Consider the following 23,695-nt stretch of genomic DNA (forward strand, 5'->3'; position numbering starts at 1 on the left):
AGTTAACTTCCTAACGTGTTTTCTCGTTTATATCTAGTAATTTACAATTAAAGGCGTGGATATTCTAGTCGCACGAACAAAGGATGAGATGCAGACTGCTTTTGATAAGCTTTCGAGTGCCTCAGTGCTAGGCTGCGACACCGAAACCTCAGGCCTTGGAGCCCGTACCGGACGGCTGTTTTCCGTGCAATTTTCCGACGGCGAATTCAACGTCCTGGTTCCCGTCAGCGAGGGCATCGAGCTTGGGCTATTTGCTGCAATACTTACCGATCCGGCGATAGTTAAGATCTTTCACAACGCCAAATTCGATCTGGATTTTCTGCGGGAGAATGGCTATTCGGTCGAGAATGTTTACGACACCATGATCGCCGAAAAGGTGCTGACACGCGGTGCCAACCAGTCCGCTTCTTTGGCAGAAACGCTGTATAGATATTTCGCGATCGATCTTGATAAATCTCAGCGGGCAAAGTTCAATCGCAACTGGGACGGCGTTTGGACTGACGAACTCGTGGACTATGCCTTATCGGATGTCGTGCATCTGCCGCAGCTTCGGGCTGAGCAGCTGGCCTGGATGGAAAGGCTCGGTTTGCAAGATGTACTTGCCGAGCATTTGGCCCGTGTTATTGCGACGCCAACTTTTCAAGATTCTGCTCGGTGTGGCGACGGTGATGCTCGCCGTGATAGATCGTAAAATAAAGCATTTCGCGAATAGTCAGTTTCCCAAGCAGCGGATGCGGAAGTACGAGTTTGTCGAGCTTTTCTTCGTCATACTTCTCAATACTTTTTGATAGACGTTCGATCTGCCCGCGAAGGTCCGCCAAAAGCTCGTCTTTTTTATTGTACAGGATCGCTTCGGGTCGAAACGGAGCGGGTGCTGATCCTCCGCCGGCTAATTCCGATTGGTATCGAGCAACGAGTTCGTCGTAGCTCGACGATGCATGGTCAGCCTTTCCGAACATAGCTATTAGAGCGAACTCGGGAGCCTTGAGCCCTTTGTTGAGCGGGGCGACGGAACGGCAAAGGTGATCGAGCTGCTGGCCCGGTGTCCATTTCGTTCCATCGGGCGAAAATGTGAATTCCGCTTCGGGCATTTCTGCGATAAGGTCTAAAAACGCCGAGTAATTTTCATTCAATTTATTAATTATCGTTGATCTATCCATTTAACCATCTCTCTTTGAAATTACCAGCGATGATACGCCGGATGCCCTTCTTTCACTGCGACAAAAGTACCGCGGCACGTGTCGCAGACCTTGCCGTTAGCGATCAATTCAGCCTCAACGGTCGCTCGGTCTTCGGACGAATCTACGACCCTCGCCTTCAAAGTTATCTCAGCATCCGCTGGGGTCGGCCTTAGCAATTTGACATGAAAATCCGCCGTTACGGTACAGTCCGGCTTATCCTTTCCGTCGCGTTTCATTAGAAAATACGTCGCTGCCCAATTTGAATGGCAATCGAGCAGAGCGCCGATTATTCCGCCATTAAGCATTCCGGGAAACGCCTGATGGTAAGTTTCGGCGTGCCAGGTTGCAACCAGCTCATCACCAACAGCAAAGCTGCGGACATGCAAACCTTTTTCGTTTGCCGGCCCGCAGCCGAAGCAGATGCTGTTTGGTGAATATTCCTCTTGCAGAGACCGTTCTGTTTCCATATCAGTCTCAGATTATCACAGACTTTATGTCTATTCGAGATCGAGTTTCTTTGGAAACATGATCGACAATACCGACGAGATCGCGATCGTTCCAATGATGATCCCGAGCGACCACGTTATCGGGAATTTACCGCCGAATGCATCGTTCAGCCAAACCATCTTAAGTCCTACAAAAACCAGCACTACGGCCAAACCGTATTTCAGTAAGTGAAACTTATCGATCGCACCCGCCAGCATGAAGTACATCGAACGAAGGCCAAGGATCGCGAAAATATTTGAAGTAAAAACGACCAGAGGCTCCTTCGTGATCGCAAAGATCGCCGGGACCGAATCTACCGCAAAGATCACGTCTGTCAATTCAAGAAACAGCAACGCAATAAAAAGCGGCGTTGCGTAGAGACGACCGTTCTGACGAGTAAAAAACTTCTTGCCGTCGAGATTCGGAGAGACCGGCATGAACTTCTTGAAGAGCCGGATAAGCAGGTTCTTCTCGGGTTCGATCTCCTTGTCCGAAGCGAATACCATCTTGATACCGGTGATGATCAGAAACGCTCCGAACAGATAGATAACCCAATGAAACTGCATCAACCACGAGCCCGCCCCGATGAACAAGGCTCTAAAAAGCAACGCTCCGACGATGCCATAGAATAGAACGCGATGCTGGTAGACAGCGGGTATCGCAAAATATGCGAAAACCATTACGAATATGAAAATATTGTCGACCGAGAGCGACTTCTCGACGACATACCCGGTAAAGAATTCAAGCGAGACATTCCACGCGGACGTCGATGGATCGAAGCCCGGAACGCTCATCAGCCGCTCGTCCTGGGGGAATTTCCAGGCGGCGTAATAATAAAACAGCGTGTTAAAAACGAGGGCCAGCGAAACCCAGACGCCGCTCCAGGCGGCGGCTTCTTTGAAGGAAACAGCATGCTCTTTGCGGTGAAAGACACCCAGGTCAAGGGCGAGCATGCCAAGGACAAAAACGGTGAAGGCGGCGTAGAACCACCAATATTCAGCAAACGGAAACAGTATCATTACGTGAAACTCCTATCAGTCAATAGTTCACGCCCGCAAAAGAAAAAAACCTCGCGCGGACAACAAATGTCGCGCAAGGTCTCGATACTGTTGCCAATGAGCCGGAACGCTACTCGGAACGTTCGTATTGACGGCTTCACCGGACCTCGATAAGGGCTATCTACTCCCCCTGCCTGCTTTAGATAATACCAAACTTTGAGAAAATCGCAAACCCTTCTTTTTGCCCATTATGCCGCTTGCAAAGATAGCTGTTTGCCCATAGTATATTGCGAGAAACACAGCATCCCCGAAATAATATGGAGCAAATTACCGTTCCGAAACAGCGCACCGTTCTGGACATGAACGGCTATCAATGGACTGTCCTCTTTGCCGCATGGCTCGGCTGGGGATTCGATATTTTCGACAGCCTGCTCATGAACTACGTGGCCCCCAGTGCCGTTCCAACTTTGCTTGGGCTGCAGATCGGCACACCCGAGGCTCAATCCGCAACCTTGTGGTGGACCGGGATATTCACGTCGATCTTGCTGATCGGTTGGGCGGTTGGCGGAATTATTTTTGGCAAAGTCGCGGACCGAATTGGCCGCACAAAGACGCTGCTTCTTACGATGCTGCTTTATTCTATCGGAACTGCGGCGTGCTCATTTGCGCCAAATATCTGGGTATTGCTGCTTTTCCGAATTGTCGCAAGCCTCGGTATCGGCGGTGAATGGGCTGCCGGAGCCGCTATGGTGGCTGAGGTCGTACCGGAAAAACGGCGAGTTGAAGCCGGTGCGTTACTATATACGGCAGCTCCGTTCGGGCTGTTTCTGGCGACATTTGTCACATATCAGGTGACCGGAGTTTATTTTACTGATCCCAGCACGTCATGGCGGTACGTCTTTCTTTTCGGTCTACTTCCTGCGGGTGTCGCGTTTATCGTTCGGCTTTTTATTAAGGAACCTGAACGCTGGAAGAAACTTGAGTCCGGTGCCCACGCGAAGATCAGCGAGCTGTTCTCAGCAAAATACCGAGCCCTGACGATCAGCGGATTCTGCATGGCAGTAACGGCTCTCATCACTTGGTGGAGCGGCAACGCTTTTATCCCGATCGTCGCCAAGGGTCTCGCCCAAAGGGAATGGACCGAACTGACCGCGGCAGGAATTACCTCGCTGCCCTCGATGGAAGTAATGGGCCAGCAATGGATCAGAACTGCGACGAACGCTTTCAATCTGGGCGGACTGATTGGAACACTTTTGACAATTCCAGTTGCGAAAATGCTCGGCCGAAAGAAAATGTTCTTTATCTTTTATCTGGCTGCGGCCGTGTCAATAATGGCGGCATTCGGGCTCAACCTTGCACCGCACACACGGCTGTATTTCTACTTTCCCATCGGTCTGTCGGTGTTCGGGATATTTGGAAGCTTTACGTTTTACCTTCCGGAGCTCTTCCCGACGCGGCTGCGAGCGACGGGTGCAGGATTCACGTATAATGTCGGGCGATTTATTGCAGCACTTGGCCCCTTTCTCGTCGGCAGTATTGCCGCGAGCGGAGCAAATGCCCTTGATAGTGCTATCACCGTTCTTTTTTGGATCGGTCTCGTACCCCTTGCCGGCCTTGCCGCATTACCGCTCGTGATCGAGACAAAAGGCCGCGAGCTTATCGACTGACCGAGCGGTCAAAGCTCAGTTAGTTTCTACCCGCTTGACCGGAATCTTATCTAGCGTTTTGGTTGTGTGGTCGGTTACGCTCGATACAGGAGTCCGGAACTCTTCGAGCTGAGCTGTTGTTCGGGGATTCAGTAGTTGCTGTTCCGGCAGATCAGTGGCCGAGTATCCTGATGCCTTCAGGCGAGCGTCGATGAGTTTGGGCACTTGTCGAACCAGCGAAAAACAGATCCCAAAGATCGCGCCAAGATACGCGATAACGATCATAACGACAACTTCTGTTTTAACGGCATTCCCCAGCAGAACTGCAACGAGCCCAACCAAGATACCCATCCCGAACATCACGATCAAAAAAAGCGTCGTCAGGATGTTGTCGAGCATTTTGCCGGGCGTACCGTCCTTGTCCTCAACCTCCGAGGAGAGCTTTGCTCCGCAGGAATTGCAGAACTTTAGAGCACTCGTCAATGAATTTCCGCATTTTGGACAGTACATTTCAGTTAATTCTTGTTTACGAGTGACGGGCTGATCTTATCGTCCAGCCAATTGGTAAGGTCGTCGATCGATTCGATATGTATCGGCTTTCCTTTCCACGCCTTGTACGCAAAGATACAGAGCATTACCGTGGTCACGATCTGAAAAGCGACGTTCCCGACCTCGGCAACGCCCGTAATATTTCCCACCATCCCAAGTATCGACGTAATAATTAGAATCGCAACGTGGGCCGCAAGACCTTGCGCCGCATGAAAACGAACCTTCGCCTCGCTCTTTGGAACCAAAAACAAGATCAATAAACCCGCTATCATCCCGATAAACCATGGAATGTACGGCAAAGCCGTCATCACGTTTTCCGGTAAGCCGATCTTTTCGACCTTTCGTGATAGCGACTGATGCATGTTAGCAAAACCAACGGTTTGGTACTGAGCATTATTCGGCGTTGAGTACCCGGACATCCTCGCGTTCTCCAGAATGCGGGTCTGCTCCTCGCTGCTCAGCGGCGGCGGGGCAAACTGGCGCGTTTCGCCGCCGTGATTCGGCAGTGTCTGTGTCCCCATCGGCTCAGCGGCCGCCCTCGCCTTTTCAGGAAAGTCGGGATCCAGCGGATTTGTGTCGTACTTGGTTGCCATCTCTTGGAATTGTTACGAAATAATAATGCTGATTGTTCGAAAAAAACAGTATTTGCGTTGTCTTACGCGATCTTTATACTGCGGTCGCCTTTGGCGACATGGCTGCGATAAATTCATCCCAGTGCCTGAGAGCTCTCTCAACCTGAAAAATATGCCGTTCCCGCTTATTGCGATATTTCTTTCGCAGCTCCGGCGGCAGTTCCTGGATCAATCCAAATGTTATGTTCACCGGCTGAAAATTCTTCGTCTCGACATTCGAAACATAGCGGCACAAAGCCCCGATCGCCGAAGTCTGCGGAGCTGTGATCATCGGCTGATCACGCAGAACTCTAACCGCATTTATTCCGGCGAGCCAGCCGGTCGCGACGGATTCGACATAGCCCTCGACCCCGGTGATCTGGCCGGCGAAAAAAAGCCGAGCGTTCGTTCGCGTTTCGAGCGATTCATTGAGTATCTTTGGGCTGTTAATGAACGTGTTGCGATGGATCTGGCCGAACTGCAGAAACTCGGCGTTCTCCATTCCCGGGATCAATTTCAGAACACGTTCTTGTTCGCCGTAACGGAGATGGTTCTGAAAGCCGACAAATCCGTACGCGTCCGCCATGAGATTTTCCTGCCTTAACTGTACGCAGGCGTAAGGCTCTTCGCCGGTTCGCGGATCGGGCAAACCTTTTGGCTTCATCGGGCCAAAACGCAATGTATCAACGCCGCGGCGGGCGATCTCCTCGATCGGCAGGCACGATTCGAACCAATGAGTCTCCTCAAAACGCTTTAACGGCACGGATTTAGCGTGGATCAGTGCGTCGTAAAAAACGTCGTATTCATCCGGCGTCATTGGACAATTGATGTAATCATCGCCCCCCTTGCCATACCTCGCCGCCTTAAAAGCGATCGTCATATCGATCGAATCCGCCGCCACGATCGGTGCGATCGCGTCGTAGAAATACAACTGATCGTCGCCGGTAAACTTCATTATCTCAGCCGTCAGGGCCTCGCTCGTCAACGGTCCGGTCGCGATGATCGTGATCGGATGGGGAGCATCCTGCTCGCCCTTTGGTATTTCCTTGACCTCCTCGCGGACGATCTCAATATTAGGGTGTGCCTCGACCCATTCCGTTATCAACTCTGAAAACTTCCCGCGATCAACCGACAGAGCCGCCCCGGCCGGAACCTTTGTTGCCTCGGCCGCCCTCAAAACCATCGAACCGCCCCGCCGGAGTTCCTCTTTCAACAGATATGGCGCCGAGCCCGGTTCGTCCGTCTTTAGCGAATTGGAACACACGATCTCGGCCAACTGATCCGTCCGATGCGCGGGCGTCTGCTGCACTGGGCGCATCTCAAACAGGCGAACCTTCGCCCCCAATTCCGCCGCCTGCCACGCCGCCTCAACCCCGGCAAGCCCGCCGCCGATCACATTTATTGTTTCACTCATTCTTAAATTATAGATCAATAAGCTGATCAGGTTTTGAACCCCGAATCATTCGGTCGCATCCAGTTCTTCTTCTAGCAGCTGCCGCTCATAGAGGTCGGCATACTCGCCATCGAGAGCGACCAGTTCGTCGTGGGTACCGCGTTCAATGATGCGGCCGCCAGAAAGGACGCAGATCAGGTCGGCGTCGCGGATAGTCGAGACGCGGTGCGATACGATTAGCGTCGTGCGGTTTTCCCGCACGTCGCGAAGGTTGTGGAGGATCGTTTCTTCCGTGTAGGTATCGACCGCGCTTAGGGAATCGTCGAGTATCAAAATACGCGGCTCGCGCATTACCGCACGGGCGATCGCGGTTCGCTGCTTTTGACCGCCGGAAAGCGTGATGCCGCGTTCGCCGACGAGCTGCTCGTAACCGCCGGGAAATTCGGAGATTTCGTCCGCGAGCCCGGCAATTCGGGCGGCCGTTTCGACGGTCATGCGAACCGGGCCGGAACCGCCTGCGTAAGCGGGCGGTAGATGCTGCAAATTTGTTGACGCTGTGGCCCCGTTCGCAATTGATCCGTCTGCTTTCGAGTTCGCTTCAACTTTCTTCGCTATTCCGTTCCTTCCGCCCGCTAACACAGGCGGTTCAAACCCTGATTCCACGCCAAAGGCGATATTTGCCGCCAAAGTATCGCTGAACAAAAACGTCTCCTGCGGCACAAAGCCGATCGCCTTTCTCAATTGCGCTAGCGGAAATTCACGTACCGGCTTTCCATCGACCATAACTGAGCCTTCCGGTGCGTCGAGCAGACGCGGGATGAGGCTCATAAGGGTCGATTTGCCGCTGCCGGTCTTGCCGACGAATGCCACGGTTTTTCCGGGCTCGATCGTGAGGTTGATGTCTTTTAGAACGAGATCTGCGGCCGCAGAGGATACAGAGGGAATGGAGACGGAATTATTGTTCCCAGCCCCCTCTGTGTTCTCTGTGGCCAACCTTTTATAGCTGAAATTCAAGCCCCGAAATTCGATGCGGCCTTCGACAGGAGCCTGTTCGCGGGCGTTTTCGCCGTCCTTGATCGTCGGTTCGGTTTCGAGGATCTTGTTAAATCGCTTGAGCGAAGCGGTGCCGCGTTGGTACAGGTTAACCACGTAGCCGAGGGCGATCAGGTACCAGATCATTCGCTGCAAATACAAGATGAATGCCGTGAAATCGCCGGCCGTGATGTCGCCGCGAACTGCCATCGGGATCCCAACGGCAACAATTATCACGAATCCCAGCCCGATAAAGAAAAACAGCAGCGGCCGCATTGCCGCCGCGTATCTCACGAGCCGCAGGTTTTGGGCGGCGTATTCGCGGTTTAAAACCTGGAACTGCTCGATCTCTGAATCTTCCTGAGCGTATGCACGAATTACGCGGACGCCGGTCAGATTTTCCTGGGCCCGTGCCGAAATATCGGAAAAATATTCCTGTATCTTCTCGAACCGCTTATGGATCCGCTCGCCGAGGATCTTGACGGTGATCGTGACGAGCGGCAGGGGGATCATCAGGAGCAGCGTGAGCTTAACCGAGATGTTCAGCATGATCGGCAAAGCGATCGCCAAAGCAAATATCGCCTGAAAGCTGTAAAGGATCATCGGCCCGACGATCTGGCGAATGGCCGCGAGATCGTTCGTAGCCCTTGCCATAAGGTCGCCGACGCGGTTCGACTGAAAATACTCGAGCGGCTGATCAACGAGCGACGCGTAAAAATCCTCACGCATATCAAATTCGATGTGCCGTGAAGTATTGATCAGCAACCGCCGCTGCAAGAACAGAAATATCCCGCTCATTCCGCTGATGCCGAGGATCACGAGCGGATAATAGATTACCTTTTGGCGTGTAACTTCCCGCCCGAGATCATCGACCGCCTGCCCAACCATGTACGGAATAAAAAGCCCGAACGCCATCGACACCAAGATACAAAGGATCCCAAGCAGGATCGTCCCCTTGTATGGCTTGAAATACTTGGCAAATTTCTTGAGCTGTTCCATGACTGGAGGGTGAGCATCTTGCTCGCCCGTTTTTTAAGATCTTTATCTAACTTCTAATTCGACGAGGGTGAACAAGATGCTCACCCTCCGGTCAAATACGAGTATGTGTTGATATTGCGGTCGCGATCAGATCGCCGTTTTCGTTGTGAACGTCCGCGGACACGGTGAAGATGCGTTTTCCGGCGCGAACCACCTTTGCGGTACAGATGAATGTTCCATCGATGTGCGGCCTAAGATAGTGGACGGTCAGGTCAATGGTCGCCGTTCTCTCGTCCGGAGCAACGCGGGTTCTAACGGCATACGCCATTGCCGTGTCGATCAGCGTCGCGGTGACACCGCCGTGCAGAATGCCGCCGGGATGGCGGAGGTCGTCGCGCATGTCGATCTTGATGACTGCGAGATCAATCTGCAGAGCGACCAGCCTCATGCCCATCAGTTTGGCGAACGGCAGATCGTGCAGCGTTTTTGCCGCCCGCTCACGCTGCTCGGCGGTAATACCGGTGTTTTGAGTTCTTGACATCTCTAATTACGGCTTACGTCTCACCGCCTACTACTTTGCTCCGGTCAACAGCTTTTTCATGTCTTCGACCGAAACTTTCTTAAAGTCTTTCGGGAAAGCGAAAAGCGTTGGATCGACCTCATTCTTAAAGCCGGAAAGTTCGATCGTTCGGTCGAGTAGCCGATTTGCTCCGTCGTTCTTGAACAGTTCTTTTTTGACCGGCCGTCCGAGCTTTTCGTCAAAATGGATCACGGTCTCGATATTCTTTGGCGGCGCCGGAGCGATCCGGTATTTTGTGATCCCATTTTCAGTTCCCATTTTCTCGTAAGCGGCCTTTTCGCGTGAATTTATCAGCCCAAAACTGATCTCGGTGGCCATATTTTCACGCTCGTCGAATCCATGGCTCGCTGGGTACTCCGCATACGACTTTGAGGCGATCGATGCCACGTATTCCTTGTCGGTATGCATCGATGATACCTGCTCGGGACTGCCGTAAGCCGAATCTATCCGCCACCGGGCGCCGTCGCGAACGATAAAGAACTTTTCAACGCCGGTCGCCGATGTCTGCCAAACCTCGGTCTGGTATTTCTCGGGTTCGGCATTTTGGAACGGAGGCTCAGTCATCACGGCACCAGCTGTGTTTAGCTCAGTGTTCTCGCCCGTCGAAACTGTCCTGCACCCCTGGAAAATGAACGTGAAAGTAAGGGCCAAAACGGCAATACTGGCCGGCTTTATAAAATAAATTCGCATACCTGGATTTTAACACGGCAGGCAGCATTTGTTGCCCCGCTTCACGGCAGCGGCTTTCGAAATGCGTCGAGAGTCACCAATTTGTATCCGGCCGGAATGGAGAAAACGGCATCATTGACCTCAAATTTCAGATCGCGAAGCTCACACGTCACCTTCACCTGCAAACCCGACGCGTCCTGTACTCCAAGGAATTCCTGCTTCACCATCATCCCGCTTGCCTCATCAATGTAGATCAGGATCGAGCCCTTTGCCCCGGAAGTCTCTTTAACCTTGAACTTCCGAAACTTTCCATCGAGCCCGAGATCTTCGAACTCACGGTATTCCTTTGCGCGAAAGAAACTCACGGCGATCTCATCAGATCCGGTTGCTGCCGAACCGGCTTCGCTGTCCATAACGGCGTAAGTTTTCTTTTCGTGGTCGACGACATAGACCTTGTCGTTTCTGATCTTGCTTGATCTTGGAACATCGCCGGCAAATGTATCGAAGCGGCTTTTTTCACGATCTCGTGCAATGAACCAGCGGCTCTCAACACCGAAGCTTGTGACAACCATTTCGGCCTGATAAACCTCCGGCTCCTTTACCGGAAATGGGAACTCATTCTTCGTCTCAATCTTGATCTCAACTGGTTTGTTCTCATTTGTCGCGGCGGAGCCGCAAGCCTGCAGAAGAAATGCAAGCAAACCGGCGAGAATGAAGTATTTACGGGAATTTGACAAAAACATCTGGGTGGTTAAATTTTAACATATCAATTTTGGTGGACAATAACGGAGATAATCTAAGGCGTTGGCAACGAAAGTTCCTGCTCGGAGCGGCAATGATCGCTCCGATCGCTCCGTTTTTGCTGCTTCAGGGCCAGATCGTCCGTTGGAAGGTTGGAGTTTTACCCGATGCAGAGGGCGACAAATTTGGGAGATATGGTGAAGGTGAGAATGCCGCCAAACTTTTCGTCATCGGCGAATCGACCGTCGCCGGGCTCGGCGCTCGAAATCACAAACTCGCTCTCGCCGGACAGTTTGCCAAATACTTAAGCGAACATATTCACCGCCCTGTTGATTGGAATGTCATCGGTAAAAACGGGGTCACCGCGCGGCGAACGATCGAGGAGCTCATGCCGCACATGCCGGACGGAAAGTTCGACTATATCCTCGTCGGGCTCGGCGGCAACGATGTTATGAAGATCTCCAGCCCCGAGAAATGGCGACGAGACATGATCGAGCTGCTTGGCATTTTGCGGGAGAAGAGCCCCAACGCGATAATCTTCCTCTCGAACTGCCCGATGATCATCCATTCGCCGATCATGCCTTTCCCGATCAAGCCGATCTTGTGGAATCTCTCGCAGATGCACAACGATAATATTAAGGAATTTACCCGCGATATTGACCGTGTTTTTTACTATCCGCAGCCGGTCGATGTTCGCCTCGAAGGCTTTTTCGCCGACGGCCTGCATCCCTCCGAACAAGGCTACCGCGACTGGGCAGAGGCGATGATCCGTTACTTCGTAGCAAACTATAAATGGTGAACGCAGACGAGTTACGCGAAATGGTCAGCAGCCAGCACGAATGGCTGCTGGTGCGTGAACTCGGAAAGTCATTTCCGCTCGAAAGGCATGAGATCGAGGTCATCGATGACGGCGAAAAAGCGCACTTTGGCTTTCTTGACGACAACGGCTTTCATTCCTGGCGTCTCAACGGCTTTAAGCGGGACGCGGATGAGATCGAGATAGATGTCGCGGGTTCGTTCGCCAGAAACCGCGAGACGATGCGTCTCATTCCTAGAGTTTCTGCGTCGGTCCTCGCCGCTGAGATCGAGATTGCACGGCTCAAGATTGCTGATGAGATCGCGGGTCTGATTCCTGCCAATTTCCCCGGAACTAAGCTCGGCCGCGTTGCTCTGAATGAGGCAACTGGCCGCTTCGCTCAGATCAATTTTGATTTGCCCGACAAAACTCCGATGGCCGCGATCGCCGATGTAACTGCTTCGCTTACCGTAGAAACGATCTTCACCGCCGCGATGCTCTGGCTCGACAAACTCGGCCTGCGAAAGAAAAAACCGATTCTCGACATCTGGATCATCTGCGAAAAGCGTCAGGCGAGAAATGCACAGAAACTTCACGCCCTGCTTACCGAACGCTGGAAATCGAAGATCACCATCATCGAGATCAACCGAAAGGCCGATCCGCCAACTTTAGTTGAGTTGCCCAAACGCAAGATCCGCGAACTTTGGCGTGAAAAAGCCAATAAATTGACTCTGCCGAGCGGCCAGCCGCCGAGTAGAATTGCGGAAAGCATCGCCGAACTTTCGCCCAAAAAGATCGACATCATTTATTCCAAACACGGCGAAACGCTACGATTCTTTGGCCTGCCATTTGCCCGCGTCCGGACGATGATGGGAATCGAAAGAGCGTGGTTCGGTGTGGGGCGTGAGCGGCGGTCATTGACGAATGAGAATTGGGACGACTTCGCGAAATTCGTCGCCGAACTCGACCTCAACCGCTCCTTCGAGCCGCCGAACAAACGCCACGAATTCTACCGCACCGCTCCCGAAGCCTGGCTCGAATCGATCCTGCGCCGCGACATCACTTTGCTCGACGCCAATCTCGTTCTGTCGCCCATCTACAATCAGTTCCGCTCATCCGCCGACAAGATCGATCTCCTCGCCCTCCGCCGCGACGGCCGCCTAGTCATAATCGAGCTAAAAACCCAACCCGACCGCGAAATGGTCTTCCAGGCCGCCGATTACTGGCGAAAGATCGAACTCCAACGCCGCCGTGGGTTGCTCGCCGCCGCAAATCTGTTTGATGGCCGCGAGATCGCGGACGCCCCAGCGATCATTTATCTCGCCGCTCCGGCATGGAGCTTTCATCGGGATTTTGAGTATTTTGCGAGAGCCGTTTCACCTGAGATCGAGCTGTGGCGATTTGAACTGCACGAGAACTGGCGAGAGAAGGTAAAGATCGTCACACGACAGGATTATCGATAGAGGAGCCGAAAAGAATTTTGACCGCGAATTACGCGAAAAGACGCGAATAAGAAGAGATATATATTCGTATTTGTTTGCGAAATTCGCGGGCAAACACTCCTATCCGACAGGATTTACATACCGATAACCGACTCCCCGCACGGTCTGCACGATCTTAGGATTGTTCGGTTCGTCTTCTAAATGTTTGCGTAAGCGGACGATGAAGTTGTCGATTGCCCGGGTGTCGGTGTCTTCCTGGAGATGCCAGACGTCTTCGAGGATCTCTTTGCGCGAGACGGCCCGGCCTTCGTTGTCGATGAGATATTGGAGCAGTTTGGTCTCCATCAGGGTCAGCGGGATCAGTTCGGTGCCGTTGCGGAGTTCGAGATTTTCGAAATCGATCGTGCGGCTATTGACCGATATCTGGCGGCCCGTTTTCGCAGCCTTCGCTTCGTTACGCGACCATCGGCGGCGGCGGAGAAGTCCATTGAGACGGGCGATGAAGATGTTTAGATCAAATGGTTTCGGCAGATAATCGTCGGTTCCAGATTCAAATCCCTGCAATACATCCTCAGGCCGGCCGCGAGCCGTGAGCATCAGGATCGGCGTGTAATCGAGCCGTTCACGCAGAGTGCGAGCCACCTCAAATCCATCGACCGTCGGCAGCATCACGTCCAAGACGATCGCGTCAAAAACCTCCGTCTCGAGCAGCTCCAGAGCTGGAGCTCCGTCGCCAACGACCTCGACCTCATGCCCCTCGGCCTCAACATTAAACCGCAGCCCGTCGGCCAGGTGCTGTTCGTCTTCGACAATAAGAACTTTCATAAAATGGGTGATCGTTGATGGTGGGTCGTTGTTCGTTGTTCGTTGTTTCTGAAAAACAACTATCAAAGATCGGCGATCAACGATCAACTGATCGGCAACTGTACAAAAAAAGTCGTCCCTTTTCCCTCGCCTTTGCTTTGCGCCCGGACTCGGCCGCCGTGTTTGGCTATTACGGAACGCACGATCGCGAGACCAAGGCCCGTGCCCTTGACGGCTCCAGTAGATTTGTTGGGGACGCGGTAAAACCGTTTGAAAATGCGTTTCAGGTCGGCTCGCTCCATACCGATACCGCGATCGCGGATGTAAACTTCCGCTTTGTTTCCTCTCGATGTTTTTATTCTGACGGAGATCCTCGGTTCGGTGCCTGAGTATTTTACTGCGTTGTCGAGTATGTTGGCGAAGGCGGTCTGCAGTTCGCTGCGGTCGCCAACGACTTTTACCGCCTCGGCCGGTTTTGAGAATCTGATCGCTGATTCGGCGAGGTGTTTCCGGGAACGCACGATTCCAATAGTTTCTTTTAGCAGTTCAGAGATATCGATCTCCGCGAGATTCATAGCCCGCTGCTTCTCTCGCGTGCGGCTCGCCTGCAGGACCTGTTCGACGGTACTCAGCAGACGTTCGTTGTCCTCGAGCATTATGTCGTAAAACTCAACCTGTTTCTCTCTAGGGAGATCTCTAGCCTTCAATGTTTCGAGATAGAGCTTGATCGAGGCGATCGGCGTTTTGAGTTCGTGCGTAACGGAGTTTAGAAACGCGTCGTGCTGCTCATTTCTGCGTATCTCGCGCACCAAGAAAATAGTGTTCAGTATTAATCCCGTTATTATCAGCGAGAAAAAAACGACACCAAAAACCAACAGAGCGACTTCGCGGATACTAAGCAGGATCCAGCCAATATTCAGGGCAATCGCCAGCACGGACAGGCTGATGCCGAGTATCAAAAAGAATATAGCAGTTCCGCGCCGACGCATATCTTTAATGGTAATTGCAAAATGGTGAATGGTAAATGTCATCAGACATTCACCATTCACCATTTATCGCTAATCACTGTTAATTAAGCCGCTTTCCGCATCTCTTTCGGCGATTCCGATTGGGTAGCGAGATCATACGCATAAACGTTTGATATAAGGCCTAGCTTTTCCATGATCTGCAGTTGGTACCAGTTGATATCAAACTCCTTCCAGGTAAAGCCATGCTTCGCCGAACGCGGGAAAGCGTGGTGGTTATTGTGCCAGCCTTCGCCAAATGTGACAGCGGCGACAAGGCCATTGTTTCTCGAGTCGTCACGCGATTCGAACCGGCGGCTGCCCCAGATGTGCGTGACCGAGTTAACCATCCACGTGAAGTGCCAGCTAACAACGATACGCAGAACGACCGCCCACAAAACCATCGACAATCCGCCGAACGCGAACAATCCGCCCGCGAGGATCAAGGTCGAGACGTAATAATATTTATCGATGAACACCAAATATGGGTCTTTCATCAGATCGGGCGAGTAACGCTGACGTACTGCCTCAGGCTGATTCTGGCCGGTTCCCTGAAATATCCAACCTATATGAGCCCACCACGCACCTTTATTAGGGCTATGCGGATCTTTGTCGGTGTCGGTAAAGGCGTGATGCAAACGGTGCGTCGTCACCCAGGAGATAGGGCCGGACTGCAGTCCGAGGGTTCCACAAGTGGCCAGAAAACGCATCATCCATTTTGAGGTCGTAAAGCCGCGATGCGTCAGCAAACGATGGTACGCGATGCCGATTCCCCAGCTCGACGCGATCCACCAGATGATCAAGGTAGCGGCAAGATTCTGCCAGCTAAATGTAAACAACGCCGCGACAGCCGCAATGTGAAAGAGAGAAACGGCAATGATCGTATGCCAGTTGTATTTCCCGGCCCGCGACGGCTCAAATTCAATAACGTTTTGCATTTCGTAAAAAACCCTCAGTATGAAATTGTTCGATAGGCGGAGCTTTTCCGCACACTTTTACCTTAACAGGTTTGTTTTCCAGTGATTGTAAGAGTTTTGTAACAGTTATTATGGCAATAAGTGCTTTTGAATTATTAGTGTCGAGCATCTAAAGTATTTCTTGCCCGTCCTCGAAAAATGGCCCGAAAAAGTAAGCCCCAGATCTGGACCGAGTACGCACTTGCTAAGGCGATACTTGTTTTTCTCGGTATCCTGCCGCGAAAGGCGGCCGTTTCTTTTTGTTTTGGGATCGCTGGGCTCGGCTATCATCTTTTTAGCAAACTTCGCCGCGTCGGTCTGCGGAGTCTGGAACTTGCCTTTCCCGAAAAAACGGAGACCGAGCGAGAGGCGTTGCTAAAAGCCTCTTTTCTCGGTTTCGGCCGCACACTTGGCGTGGTCGCCGGATTTGCGCGTGTCTCGCGTGAAAATGTCGGTGATCTGATCGAAACCGACTTTGACCCCGAATTTGAAGCGGAGTTTGCACGGCTTCGGGAACAAAAACGCGGCATCCTTATCTTGACCGGGCATATTGGCAACTGGGAATTGTTTGCTTTGGCATATTCGATGTTCTTCGGCCCCGCAAATCTGCTATCGCGAAAAATGGACAATCCGAAGATCGACGCGATGGTCGAAAACCTTCGTTCTAGCTTTGGCAACCGGCAGATCGACAAGATCAACTCAGCCGGCCCGATCCTTCGAATATTAAATAAAGGGGAGACCGTGGGAATTCTGGCCGACGTTAACACTCACCCAAAAGAGGGCGTTTTCGTACCATTTTTCGGTATCGACGCGTGCACGACGGCCGGTGTTGCGATGCTCGCGCAAAGAGCGAACGCCGTGATCGTTCCGCTTTTTGCCGTCTGGAATGAAGAAAAAGGAAAATACACGATGATCAACGAAAAGATCATCGAGCCAGCAAATACCGGCGACCGCAAGACAGATATCGAGACCACGACCGCAGAATTCACTGCCGCTCTCGAACGCGTCATCCGTATATATCCCGACCAATGGATATGGATCCACCGCCGCTGGAAGACGCGACCACCAGGCGAACCGGAGCTTTATGACAACATCTGAACCGAAGATTTGCGGATCCTGTGGCAACTCGTTCGGCTGCGGAGCAAAAGCCGATGGCTGCTGGTGCGTGAACGTTTCGCTCCCTCCCGAAATTGCTGACGACCTGAAGCTAAAATACGAAGACTGCCTGTGCCCGGTGTGTCTGACGGCCCTCGAAACGCTGCCATCAATCGTCGTCACATATCCGAATGGTGCAACGGAGATCATAGCCGGAGCCGTTCGCGCTGACACGGAGAATTATCACGAAGGAATGTTCGATTTTTACGACGAACGAGGCACACTCTTGAAACAGATCAGTATGAGTGCGAATATCGATTGGAAATTGATCGGCCCGAAAAATTCCGAAAATACAATATGAAAATGAAAGCCCGCTTTACTCTCGGTTTTGCCGTTTTTGTTTTGCTGGTTCAGCTCGCAGCCGGACAGCAACGTCTCATGGTTGTCGGCGGCGGAACGCGTCCGGCTGAGGCCACTAAAAAATTCGTCGAATGGAGCGGAGGAACGAAGTCGAAGATCCTCGTTATCACGTGGGCGAGCGGTGAAGAAGATTCGAGTTATGACGGAACGCAAAAGGTCTTTATGGCAGCGAATCCAGGTTCGGTTGAGCATGCGGTCGTGAAGCCACTCGATGCGGAAAGACGGGCGAAATTCATCGAACAGCTAAAAAACGCCACCGGTGTTTATTTTGGCGGCGGCGATCAGAATCGGATCATGGATGTACTAAAAGATGAGGAGCTTCTAAAACTGATCCGTGCCAAATACGCCGCCGGGACACCGTTCGGCGGAACGAGCGCCGGAGCCGCAGTGATGTCCGATCCGATGATGACGGGCGAAGCAGATCTCAAGATCCTCGATGGAAAGAAAGTCGGTGTCCGCCCGGCCATCGGGTTTGTGCCCGATGTGATGTTTGACCAGCATTTTCTTCTTAGACAAAGGCACAACCGCCTCTTCGGCTTCGTAATGGAGAACCCTAGATACCTCGGCATCGGCATTAACGAAGGCATGGCCGTGATGATCGAAAACAACCGCGATCTCACTACAGTTGGTCCGACGCAGGTGATGTTTATCGATGCGAAAGACCGCAAAGGGGCGATGTTGGTCCACTTCCTTAATGCCGGAGAACGATTTGACCTCAAGAAGCGAAAACCGATAAAAAAGTAGATACCAGCATGCTGGTCTTTACGCCTTTAGTGTTGGCGTAAAAATTCTAAAACTTAGAGGTTAGTATGAAGAGCTCCTTTATTTTCCTGTTTCTTTTTTCCTTTCTTATCGGTCAGGTCGAAGTTTCAGCCCAGCAGCCGACCTCGCCAAAGAAGACCCTGAACAGCGACCCGAACATGGCTCAGATCGTCTCGTCAGATATCGATCTGTTTTGGAAAGCGTATGACAAGGCTAAACCCGAAAACAATATCAATGTCTTTCGCGATGAATATCTGAGAAATGGCAGCATCGGGCTCAAAGATTTTACCGAGGCAAGGATCGAATCCGCGTGTGAACTGGTCGCAACAATCGAGGCACGCCCTAAATATTACGCATCGCTTCGGGATGTTTCGCAAAAAGCCAGCACATTCAAAGAGCCCATGCGTCAAGCGTTTCGCAAACTCAAAAACATTTATCCCGACGCCGTATTTCCTGATGTTTACCTGCTGATCGGCCGAATGAACTCCGGCGGAACTTACACAGAAAACGCATTGCTCATCGGCGTCGATATGTATGGAATAACACCGGCTACACCCAAAGATGAACTGAGCGATTGGCACAAACAGGTGCTCAAGCCCATCGACGAAATTCCCTACATCGTCGCCCACGAACTGATACATTATCAGCAAAAATATCCGAAAGGCGACCGCACGCTTCTATCAGCCTCGATCGGCGAAGGAAGCGCGGATTTTATCGCTCAGTTGATCGCAGGCAATCATATTAATAAGCATCTTCACGATTTCGGTGACCCAAAGGAGCGTGAGTTGTGGCTGGAATTTAAGCAGTCAATGACGACAAACGACACGTCGCTCTGGCTCTATAACGGAAATAGGGCGAAAGACCGACCCGCAGACCTCGGCTACTATATGGGCTACAAGATCGCCGAGGCGTACTACAAAAATGCCGCTGATAAGAACCAGGCAGTGAGAGATATTCTTGAGATCAAGGATTTCAGCGCTTTTCGCGCGGCGAGCAAATATGAGGCAAAATTCGGATCCACGAACTAACTCCCCCACGTCACAAACATTGCGATCGCCGCCGCAAACATCCCCGAGTCGGCAAGCCATCCGACAATGTTTGTCCACAGCCCGTTCGTTCGATCTCCCATAACTTTCTTGTTGTTCGCAACGAGCATCACGACGACAAGCAGCGGCGGAGCGACGACGCCGTTGATCACCGCCGTCCAAAACAACGCGCTGATGGGATTGATCCCGGCAAAATCGATCAGCACGCCAACGAGTGTCGAAGCGGCGATAATGCCGTAAAATTTCTTAGCATGGCGCGGTTTCTCGTCGAGCCCTGACGGCCAGCCAAATGTCTCTGCAACTGCATACGCCGCCGAACCGGTCAAAACCGGGATCGCGAGCAATCCCGCGCCGACCAGTCCAATGCCGAACAAAACGGTCGCAAAATGTCCTGCGAGCGGGCGTAGAGCCTGAGCCGCCTCGGTCGCTGACTGAATATTTGTCTGTCCCGTGACATGGAGCGTTGCTCCTGCCGAAACGATCACGAAATAAAAAACAACATTGCAAAAGAGCATACCGACGATGGTATCGATCTTCTCTTTTCTAATTTCGACATCGGTCGCGCCTTTCCGCTCGGAGAGGTTCGCCCGGCCTTCGCTCTTCTCTTCCTCGACCTCCTCGCTTGCCTCCCAAAAGAAAAGATAGGGCGAAATGGTCGTACCGAGGATTGCAACTATCGTGGTGATGTATTCACTCGTGAATGAGATCTGCGGCAGGAAAGTGGCTTTTGCGACCGCGTACCAATCAGGTTTGGCAAGGAACGCGGCGATCACATAAGCAAAAAGTGAGAGTGTTAGCCACTTAAAGATCTTCATGATCAGCCGATACGAGCCCCATATCTGAAGAACGACGATCGCGATAGCGATAGGAATGACCATCGCCGCGATCGGGATGGGGACGAACATATTGATCGCTGCTGCGATAGCTGCAATATCGGCTCCGGCGTTGATCGTATTCGCGATCACGAGACCGAAAACGACTGGAAAAAGTAGCTTTTTCGAATAATACCGATTCAGTACGCCGGCAAGCCCCCGTCCACTCACCATACCGATCTTCGCACAAATATGCTGGACGACAACCATCAACGGCAGCGTCACGATCGCGGTCCACAGGGTTGCATACCCGAGCGCCGCCCCAGCCTGCGAATACGTCCCGATCCCCGAAGGATCGTCATCCGAAGCACCGGTGATCAACCCGGGACCGAGGCGGTCGATTAGACGCTTTACTGGATTGTCGTTTCGATCCATAGGTTTATTGACAAAGAATAGCAGAAAAACTATCAACCAACTTCTTGGTTCGCAGGTAAGATTTTTGGAATTGTTTTCGCGATATTTCTGTGATATAAACCCCGTTAATCAAGGGCAATATGGATCTTTGTCTTTTGGCGTGACTGCCAAAAGGTCTTCTTAAGGAGGGATCGTTAATGAACCGATTCTCCGACCGTATTTCATCACTAACTGTTCTTACGCTCATCTGCCTCGTTGCATTGACGTGTCTCTGGCATGACCGCAATGCGGTATCGGCCTCTTATCGGCCAGCCGACCGGATAAATTTCGCTGCGTTTTCAAAGAAGATGTCTACTGCGATCGAAACAGTAATGCCCGGGATGCCGTTCTATGGCAGTAGATTGCCGTCGAATCAAATGGTGATGCCGCTCAATTTTGCCTTTACATCCTTGGATATTCCTGCAAACCCTATAACTACAGATCCGATGTCAAAGACCAAGTTCATGGCCTCTTGGACGATCTATTTGAACAATGACGGAGAATATCTCAGAGTTACACCCGCAAATGGCTTGATAAAGGAGTTCAAGGATAAGAACGACCTGAGCAGGTGCCCGTCGGCAAGTATCGACGCAGGGATCTCACCCTTTGGCGAAGCGTCATGCAGCGCGTCGAGCAGTTCGGGCCAAACGGGAGCCTCATCGCTCATGGGGCCATTCTATTCCGGTTCGGCCTGGATCGCAGTCCGCAGGCCGTGCGGTCTTTTGGTCGTAACAGGGCAGCTGAATACGCATTCGCCCCCTACACGCGGTCGTGAACACAAACAGGATTCGGTCAACGAGATCAAGGCACTCGCGTCGAAATACGCGAAGGACATTATGGCGGATCTACTGATGGCGTTCGACCCCATTTGTTCTGGAACGGGGGCCGCTCCAATTCCGACACGTACGCCGCCGAGATCGACCACTCCAACGCCCGCTGCGACACCTACGAGAACGCCGTCCTTGCGAATGCAAAAACTGGTTACCTACTACAACGCCCAGCACAACGATAGCGTCACAGTTGTTTCCGATGAGGCGATGCGCGGAGCCGAGGCCGGAGGCTACCGACGTCTGCGCGATGCGGGCGGTTTTGTATTTGTTGACCCGGTTCCGGGCTCTATCGCCCTCAACCTTTGGTACAACTCCAGCATCGGCGACTATTGCCTGACAACCGCAACCGATCACGCTCCGCTAACAAACAGTGGTTATCAATATGTTCGCACTGAGGGCTATGCGTACCCAACCCGGCAGCCGCGTTCCATACCGCTCAAGCTTTTTTGGAGCACCGCTCGGGGAGACTATCTTACTACGGCATCGGCCGAAGCTGAGGCTGACGCGCTAAGGAGCGGCTATGTTTTCGTAAAAACCGAGGGGTATGTTGCTATACAGTGACGAGAATACTAAAACTTTCGAGCCTGCGATTGGACGGCGGTAATTGCAACCGCATCCACAATATCCTCCGCCTTGCAGCCACGCGATAGATCGTTGCAAGGTCGGTCTAAACCCTGAACGATCGGTCCGATCGCGGTTCCGCCCGTTAGGCGTTCGGTTAGTTTGTAGGCGATGTTGCCGGCGTTTAGGTCGGGGAAGATGAGGACATTGGCTCGGCCGGCAACTTCGGAGCCGGGGGCTTTCGAAGTGGCAACGGACTGAACGAGAGCTGCATCGGCCTGAAGTTCGCCGTCGATCGCGAGGTCGGGCATTCTAGCTTTTACGGTCTTTGTGGCTTCGACGACTTTGTCAATGAGCTGATGCTTTGCACTTCCTTTCGTCGAGAAAGAGAGCATCGCGACACGCGGTTCTACCTGCAGCAAGGCTCGGCACGAATCGGCCGACGCCATTGCGATCTCGGCGAGTTCGCTGACATCAGGGTCGATCACGACGCCGCAATCGGCATAGATCATCGCCCCGTTCGCACCGTATTTTTTGTCCGGCACGACCATCAGAAAAAAGCTCGACACCGTCTTAAAGCCCGCTCTTACGCCAATGCATCTGAGAGCTGCGGCGACTGTGTGCGCGGTAGTGTTCGTCGCCCCCGCAACCGATCCGTCAGCTTTGCCTTCGCGAACCATCAGATTTCCAAAATATAGCGGATCTTTGACCGCCTGCTCGGCTTCCTCAAGCGTGACGCCTTTCGCCCGCCGAATCTGATGATAAAGCGTCGCGAGCTTGCCAAAATCACTCGATTTTCGGTGATCGATGATCTCGACGCCGTTGAGATTTGAACCAGTTTCAGATGCCAGCGAGCGGATCTTCTCTTCGTTCCCTAAAAGAGTAATTTTCGCGATCCTCTCCGCCGTGCATATCGCTGCGGCTTGAACGGTCCGAGCGTCTTCGCCCTCAGGCAATATAATGTGTTGTAGATCGGCGGCGGCCCGTTGGCGAATTTGTTGAAGGATCATAGGGGTTGGTTCGTTGATCGTTGTTGATTGTTTGTTGTCAGCCGAGTTTTCTCGCAACGAACAACGATCCACAAACAACCATCAAGCGACAAATTTACCATACAACCATTCTGCGCGAAACTTGCTCAAACATCCGCTATTCTTTAAACTTCGGGAAAGGCAAAAATATGAGCAAGAAAGAGCCCAAAAACAAGCTGCAACGTCGCGAAAAGTCTGAATTGAAGAGCCGTCTGCATGGCTTTCTTATGTTCCTGCCGAACATGGTCTTACTCCTCGGACGGCTTCTTAAGGACGCTCGGGTGCCGATCGCTGAAAAGGCCCTGTTTGCTGCCGCGATCGTTTATGTGATCTCACCGCTCGATTTCATTCCAGATGTTTTCCCGTTCATCGGGCAGGTTGATGATCTGTATGTTGTTGCATTAGTTCTGCTTAGGCTTGTGAATCGATCCGACGAAGCGGTCGTTCGCGAGCATTGGTCAGGCGGCGGCGACATCGTTGCATTGTCCGATCAGATCGCTAATATCGCTCCCAAATTCTTGCCGAAACGCGTGTCGCGAGTTCTGACATCCCGTGTTGAACTTGCTCCGGCAGGACAGATCCTGCGCGGCGTTTCAAAAAAAGAAGGGCCGCTTGTTCGCGAGATCGCCGTTGACGAGAAGATCGAGATCGACGCCCGTTCGCGGATGGCAAATTAGGTTCAAAAATGTTTTTTCGATTTCGGCGTAAATAGTTGATTTTTCTGTGGATTCCCGACCTCTTTGTACATATATTCACTGAAAGCTCGTATTTCATTGAGTTGAAATAAAGTGACACCGCCTGCTGGATTTTCGCTATACTATT

General features: G+C 52.2%; 25 protein-coding genes. 10 read left to right on the top strand and 15 right to left on the bottom strand.

The window, feature by feature from the left end; genetic code table 11:
- The first annotated feature begins 55 nt into the window (after window positions 1-55).
- Window positions 56-691, top strand: a complete 636-nt coding sequence (locus IPG22_03655) for a hypothetical protein (protein ID MBK6587399.1) — start codon at window positions 56-58, stop codon at window positions 689-691.
- Here the strand turns inward: IPG22_03655 and IPG22_03660 are convergent.
- Genes IPG22_03660 through IPG22_03670 form a run of 3 tightly spaced genes read right to left on the bottom strand, consistent with a single transcriptional unit; the run spans window position 621 to window position 2,686 of the window.
- Window positions 621-1,160: a DinB family protein gene (locus tag IPG22_03660; protein ID MBK6587400.1), complete on the bottom strand. Its 540-nt coding sequence runs from the start codon at window positions 1,158-1,160 to the stop codon at window positions 621-623. The two genes, IPG22_03655 and IPG22_03660, sit on opposite strands and share 71 nt — an antisense overlap.
- A 20-nt stretch (window positions 1,161-1,180) precedes the next feature.
- Entirely contained in the window at window positions 1,181-1,648 is a 468-nt protein-coding gene (locus IPG22_03665) for a PaaI family thioesterase (protein MBK6587401.1), read from the bottom strand.
- A gap of 30 nt (window positions 1,649-1,678) precedes the next feature.
- Window positions 1,679-2,686 carry a TerC family protein gene (locus IPG22_03670; protein ID MBK6587402.1) on the bottom strand — a complete coding sequence of 336 codons (1,008 nt, stop codon included), beginning with the start codon at window positions 2,684-2,686 and terminating at the stop codon, window positions 1,679-1,681.
- Window positions 2,687-2,982: 296 nt separating this feature from the next.
- On the opposite strand from IPG22_03670, the gene IPG22_03675 reads away from it, so the two are divergent.
- Window positions 2,983-4,332: an MFS transporter gene (locus IPG22_03675; protein ID MBK6587403.1), complete on the top strand. Its 1,350-nt coding sequence runs from the start codon at window positions 2,983-2,985 to the stop codon at window positions 4,330-4,332.
- Window positions 4,333-4,347: 15 nt separating this feature from the next.
- On the opposite strand, the gene IPG22_03680 is transcribed toward IPG22_03675, so the two are convergent.
- The 7 genes from IPG22_03680 to IPG22_03710 form a co-directional block, all read right to left on the bottom strand.
- Window positions 4,348-4,821 (bottom strand): zinc ribbon domain-containing protein, encoded by a 474-nt coding sequence (locus IPG22_03680; GenBank protein MBK6587404.1) that lies wholly within the window; start codon window positions 4,819-4,821, stop codon window positions 4,348-4,350.
- Between the two features lie 5 nt (window positions 4,822-4,826).
- Window positions 4,827-5,453, bottom strand: a complete 627-nt coding sequence (locus tag IPG22_03685) for a hypothetical protein (GenBank protein MBK6587405.1) — start codon at window positions 5,451-5,453, stop codon at window positions 4,827-4,829.
- Window positions 5,454-5,526: 73 nt separating this feature from the next.
- Window positions 5,527-6,885: a methylenetetrahydrofolate--tRNA-(uracil(54)-C(5))-methyltransferase (FADH(2)-oxidizing) TrmFO gene (gene trmFO / locus IPG22_03690; protein MBK6587406.1), complete on the bottom strand. Its 1,359-nt coding sequence runs from the start codon at window positions 6,883-6,885 to the stop codon at window positions 5,527-5,529.
- Window positions 6,886-6,930: 45 nt separating this feature from the next.
- A complete protein-coding gene (locus IPG22_03695; GenBank protein MBK6587407.1) occupies window positions 6,931-8,895 on the bottom strand; it encodes an ABC transporter ATP-binding protein in 1,965 nt (654 codons plus the stop codon).
- Window positions 8,896-8,986: 91 nt separating this feature from the next.
- The gene (locus IPG22_03700; GenBank protein MBK6587408.1) at window positions 8,987-9,415 is read right to left on the bottom strand and encodes a PaaI family thioesterase; all 429 of its coding nucleotides are present in this window, start codon (window positions 9,413-9,415) and stop codon (window positions 8,987-8,989) included.
- Between the two features lie 30 nt (window positions 9,416-9,445).
- Window positions 9,446-10,144, bottom strand: a complete 699-nt coding sequence (locus IPG22_03705) for a hypothetical protein (GenBank protein MBK6587409.1) — start codon at window positions 10,142-10,144, stop codon at window positions 9,446-9,448.
- A gap of 41 nt (window positions 10,145-10,185) precedes the next feature.
- Window positions 10,186-10,866 carry a hypothetical protein gene (locus tag IPG22_03710; protein MBK6587410.1) on the bottom strand — a complete coding sequence of 227 codons (681 nt, stop codon included), beginning with the start codon at window positions 10,864-10,866 and terminating at the stop codon, window positions 10,186-10,188.
- A gap of 32 nt (window positions 10,867-10,898) precedes the next feature.
- Between IPG22_03710 and IPG22_03715 the strand changes: the two genes are divergently transcribed.
- Window positions 10,899-11,663 carry an SGNH/GDSL hydrolase family protein gene (locus IPG22_03715; protein ID MBK6587411.1) on the top strand — a complete coding sequence of 255 codons (765 nt, stop codon included), beginning with the start codon at window positions 10,899-10,901 and terminating at the stop codon, window positions 11,661-11,663.
- Window positions 11,657-13,123, top strand: a complete 1,467-nt coding sequence (locus IPG22_03720; GenBank protein ID MBK6587412.1) for a hypothetical protein — start codon at window positions 11,657-11,659, stop codon at window positions 13,121-13,123. Before IPG22_03715 ends, IPG22_03720 begins: the two co-directional genes overlap by 7 nt.
- Window positions 13,124-13,222: 99 nt before the next feature.
- Here IPG22_03720 and IPG22_03725 read toward each other — a convergent pair whose 3' ends face one another.
- From IPG22_03725 to IPG22_03735, 3 genes are all read right to left on the bottom strand, one after another.
- On the bottom strand, window positions 13,223-13,927 hold the full coding sequence (locus IPG22_03725; protein MBK6587413.1) for a response regulator transcription factor: 705 nt from the start codon (window positions 13,925-13,927) through the stop codon (window positions 13,223-13,225).
- 83 nt (window positions 13,928-14,010) lie between these two features.
- On the bottom strand, window positions 14,011-14,895 hold the full coding sequence (locus IPG22_03730; protein ID MBK6587414.1) for an ATP-binding protein: 885 nt from the start codon (window positions 14,893-14,895) through the stop codon (window positions 14,011-14,013).
- 83 nt (window positions 14,896-14,978) lie between these two features.
- Window positions 14,979-15,848, bottom strand: coding sequence for a fatty acid desaturase (locus IPG22_03735; GenBank protein ID MBK6587415.1), 870 nt, complete (start codon window positions 15,846-15,848; stop codon window positions 14,979-14,981).
- 177 nt (window positions 15,849-16,025) lie between these two features.
- Here IPG22_03735 and IPG22_03740 point away from each other — a divergent pair, with 177 nt between their 5' ends.
- From IPG22_03740 to IPG22_03755, 4 genes are all read left to right on the top strand, one after another.
- Window positions 16,026-16,964: a lysophospholipid acyltransferase family protein gene (locus IPG22_03740; protein ID MBK6587416.1), complete on the top strand. Its 939-nt coding sequence runs from the start codon at window positions 16,026-16,028 to the stop codon at window positions 16,962-16,964.
- Window positions 16,951-17,322: a cysteine-rich CWC family protein gene (locus IPG22_03745; protein MBK6587417.1), complete on the top strand. Its 372-nt coding sequence runs from the start codon at window positions 16,951-16,953 to the stop codon at window positions 17,320-17,322. The genes IPG22_03740 and IPG22_03745 overlap by 14 nt, the downstream gene beginning before the upstream one ends.
- Window positions 17,319-18,125 (top strand): cyanophycinase, encoded by an 807-nt coding sequence (locus tag IPG22_03750; protein ID MBK6587418.1) that lies wholly within the window; start codon window positions 17,319-17,321, stop codon window positions 18,123-18,125. The genes IPG22_03745 and IPG22_03750 overlap by 4 nt, the downstream gene beginning before the upstream one ends.
- Before the next feature lie 65 nt (window positions 18,126-18,190).
- Complete coding sequence (locus IPG22_03755) at window positions 18,191-19,171, top strand: hypothetical protein (GenBank protein MBK6587419.1); 981 nt, start codon at window positions 18,191-18,193, stop codon at window positions 19,169-19,171.
- On the opposite strand, the gene IPG22_03760 is transcribed toward IPG22_03755, so the two are convergent.
- Window positions 19,168-20,436: an Nramp family divalent metal transporter gene (locus IPG22_03760; protein MBK6587420.1), complete on the bottom strand. Its 1,269-nt coding sequence runs from the start codon at window positions 20,434-20,436 to the stop codon at window positions 19,168-19,170. The genes IPG22_03755 and IPG22_03760 overlap by 4 nt on opposite strands.
- Before the next feature lie 176 nt (window positions 20,437-20,612).
- Between IPG22_03760 and IPG22_03765 the strand changes: the two genes are divergently transcribed.
- Window positions 20,613-21,845 carry a hypothetical protein gene (locus IPG22_03765; protein MBK6587421.1) on the top strand — a complete coding sequence of 411 codons (1,233 nt, stop codon included), beginning with the start codon at window positions 20,613-20,615 and terminating at the stop codon, window positions 21,843-21,845.
- A gap of 8 nt (window positions 21,846-21,853) precedes the next feature.
- Here the strand turns inward: IPG22_03765 and pta are convergent, their stop codons facing one another.
- Entirely contained in the window at window positions 21,854-22,855 is a 1,002-nt protein-coding gene (gene pta, locus IPG22_03770; protein MBK6587422.1) for a phosphate acetyltransferase, read from the bottom strand.
- 167 nt (window positions 22,856-23,022) lie between these two features.
- Here pta and IPG22_03775 point away from each other — a divergent pair, with 167 nt between their 5' ends.
- Window positions 23,023-23,550: a DUF1232 domain-containing protein gene (locus IPG22_03775; protein MBK6587423.1), complete on the top strand. Its 528-nt coding sequence runs from the start codon at window positions 23,023-23,025 to the stop codon at window positions 23,548-23,550.
- The last annotated feature ends 145 nt before the right edge of the window (window positions 23,551-23,695 follow it).

The organism is Acidobacteriota bacterium (assembly GCA_016703965.1).
Lineage (GTDB): Bacteria > Acidobacteriota > Blastocatellia > Pyrinomonadales > Pyrinomonadaceae > OLB17.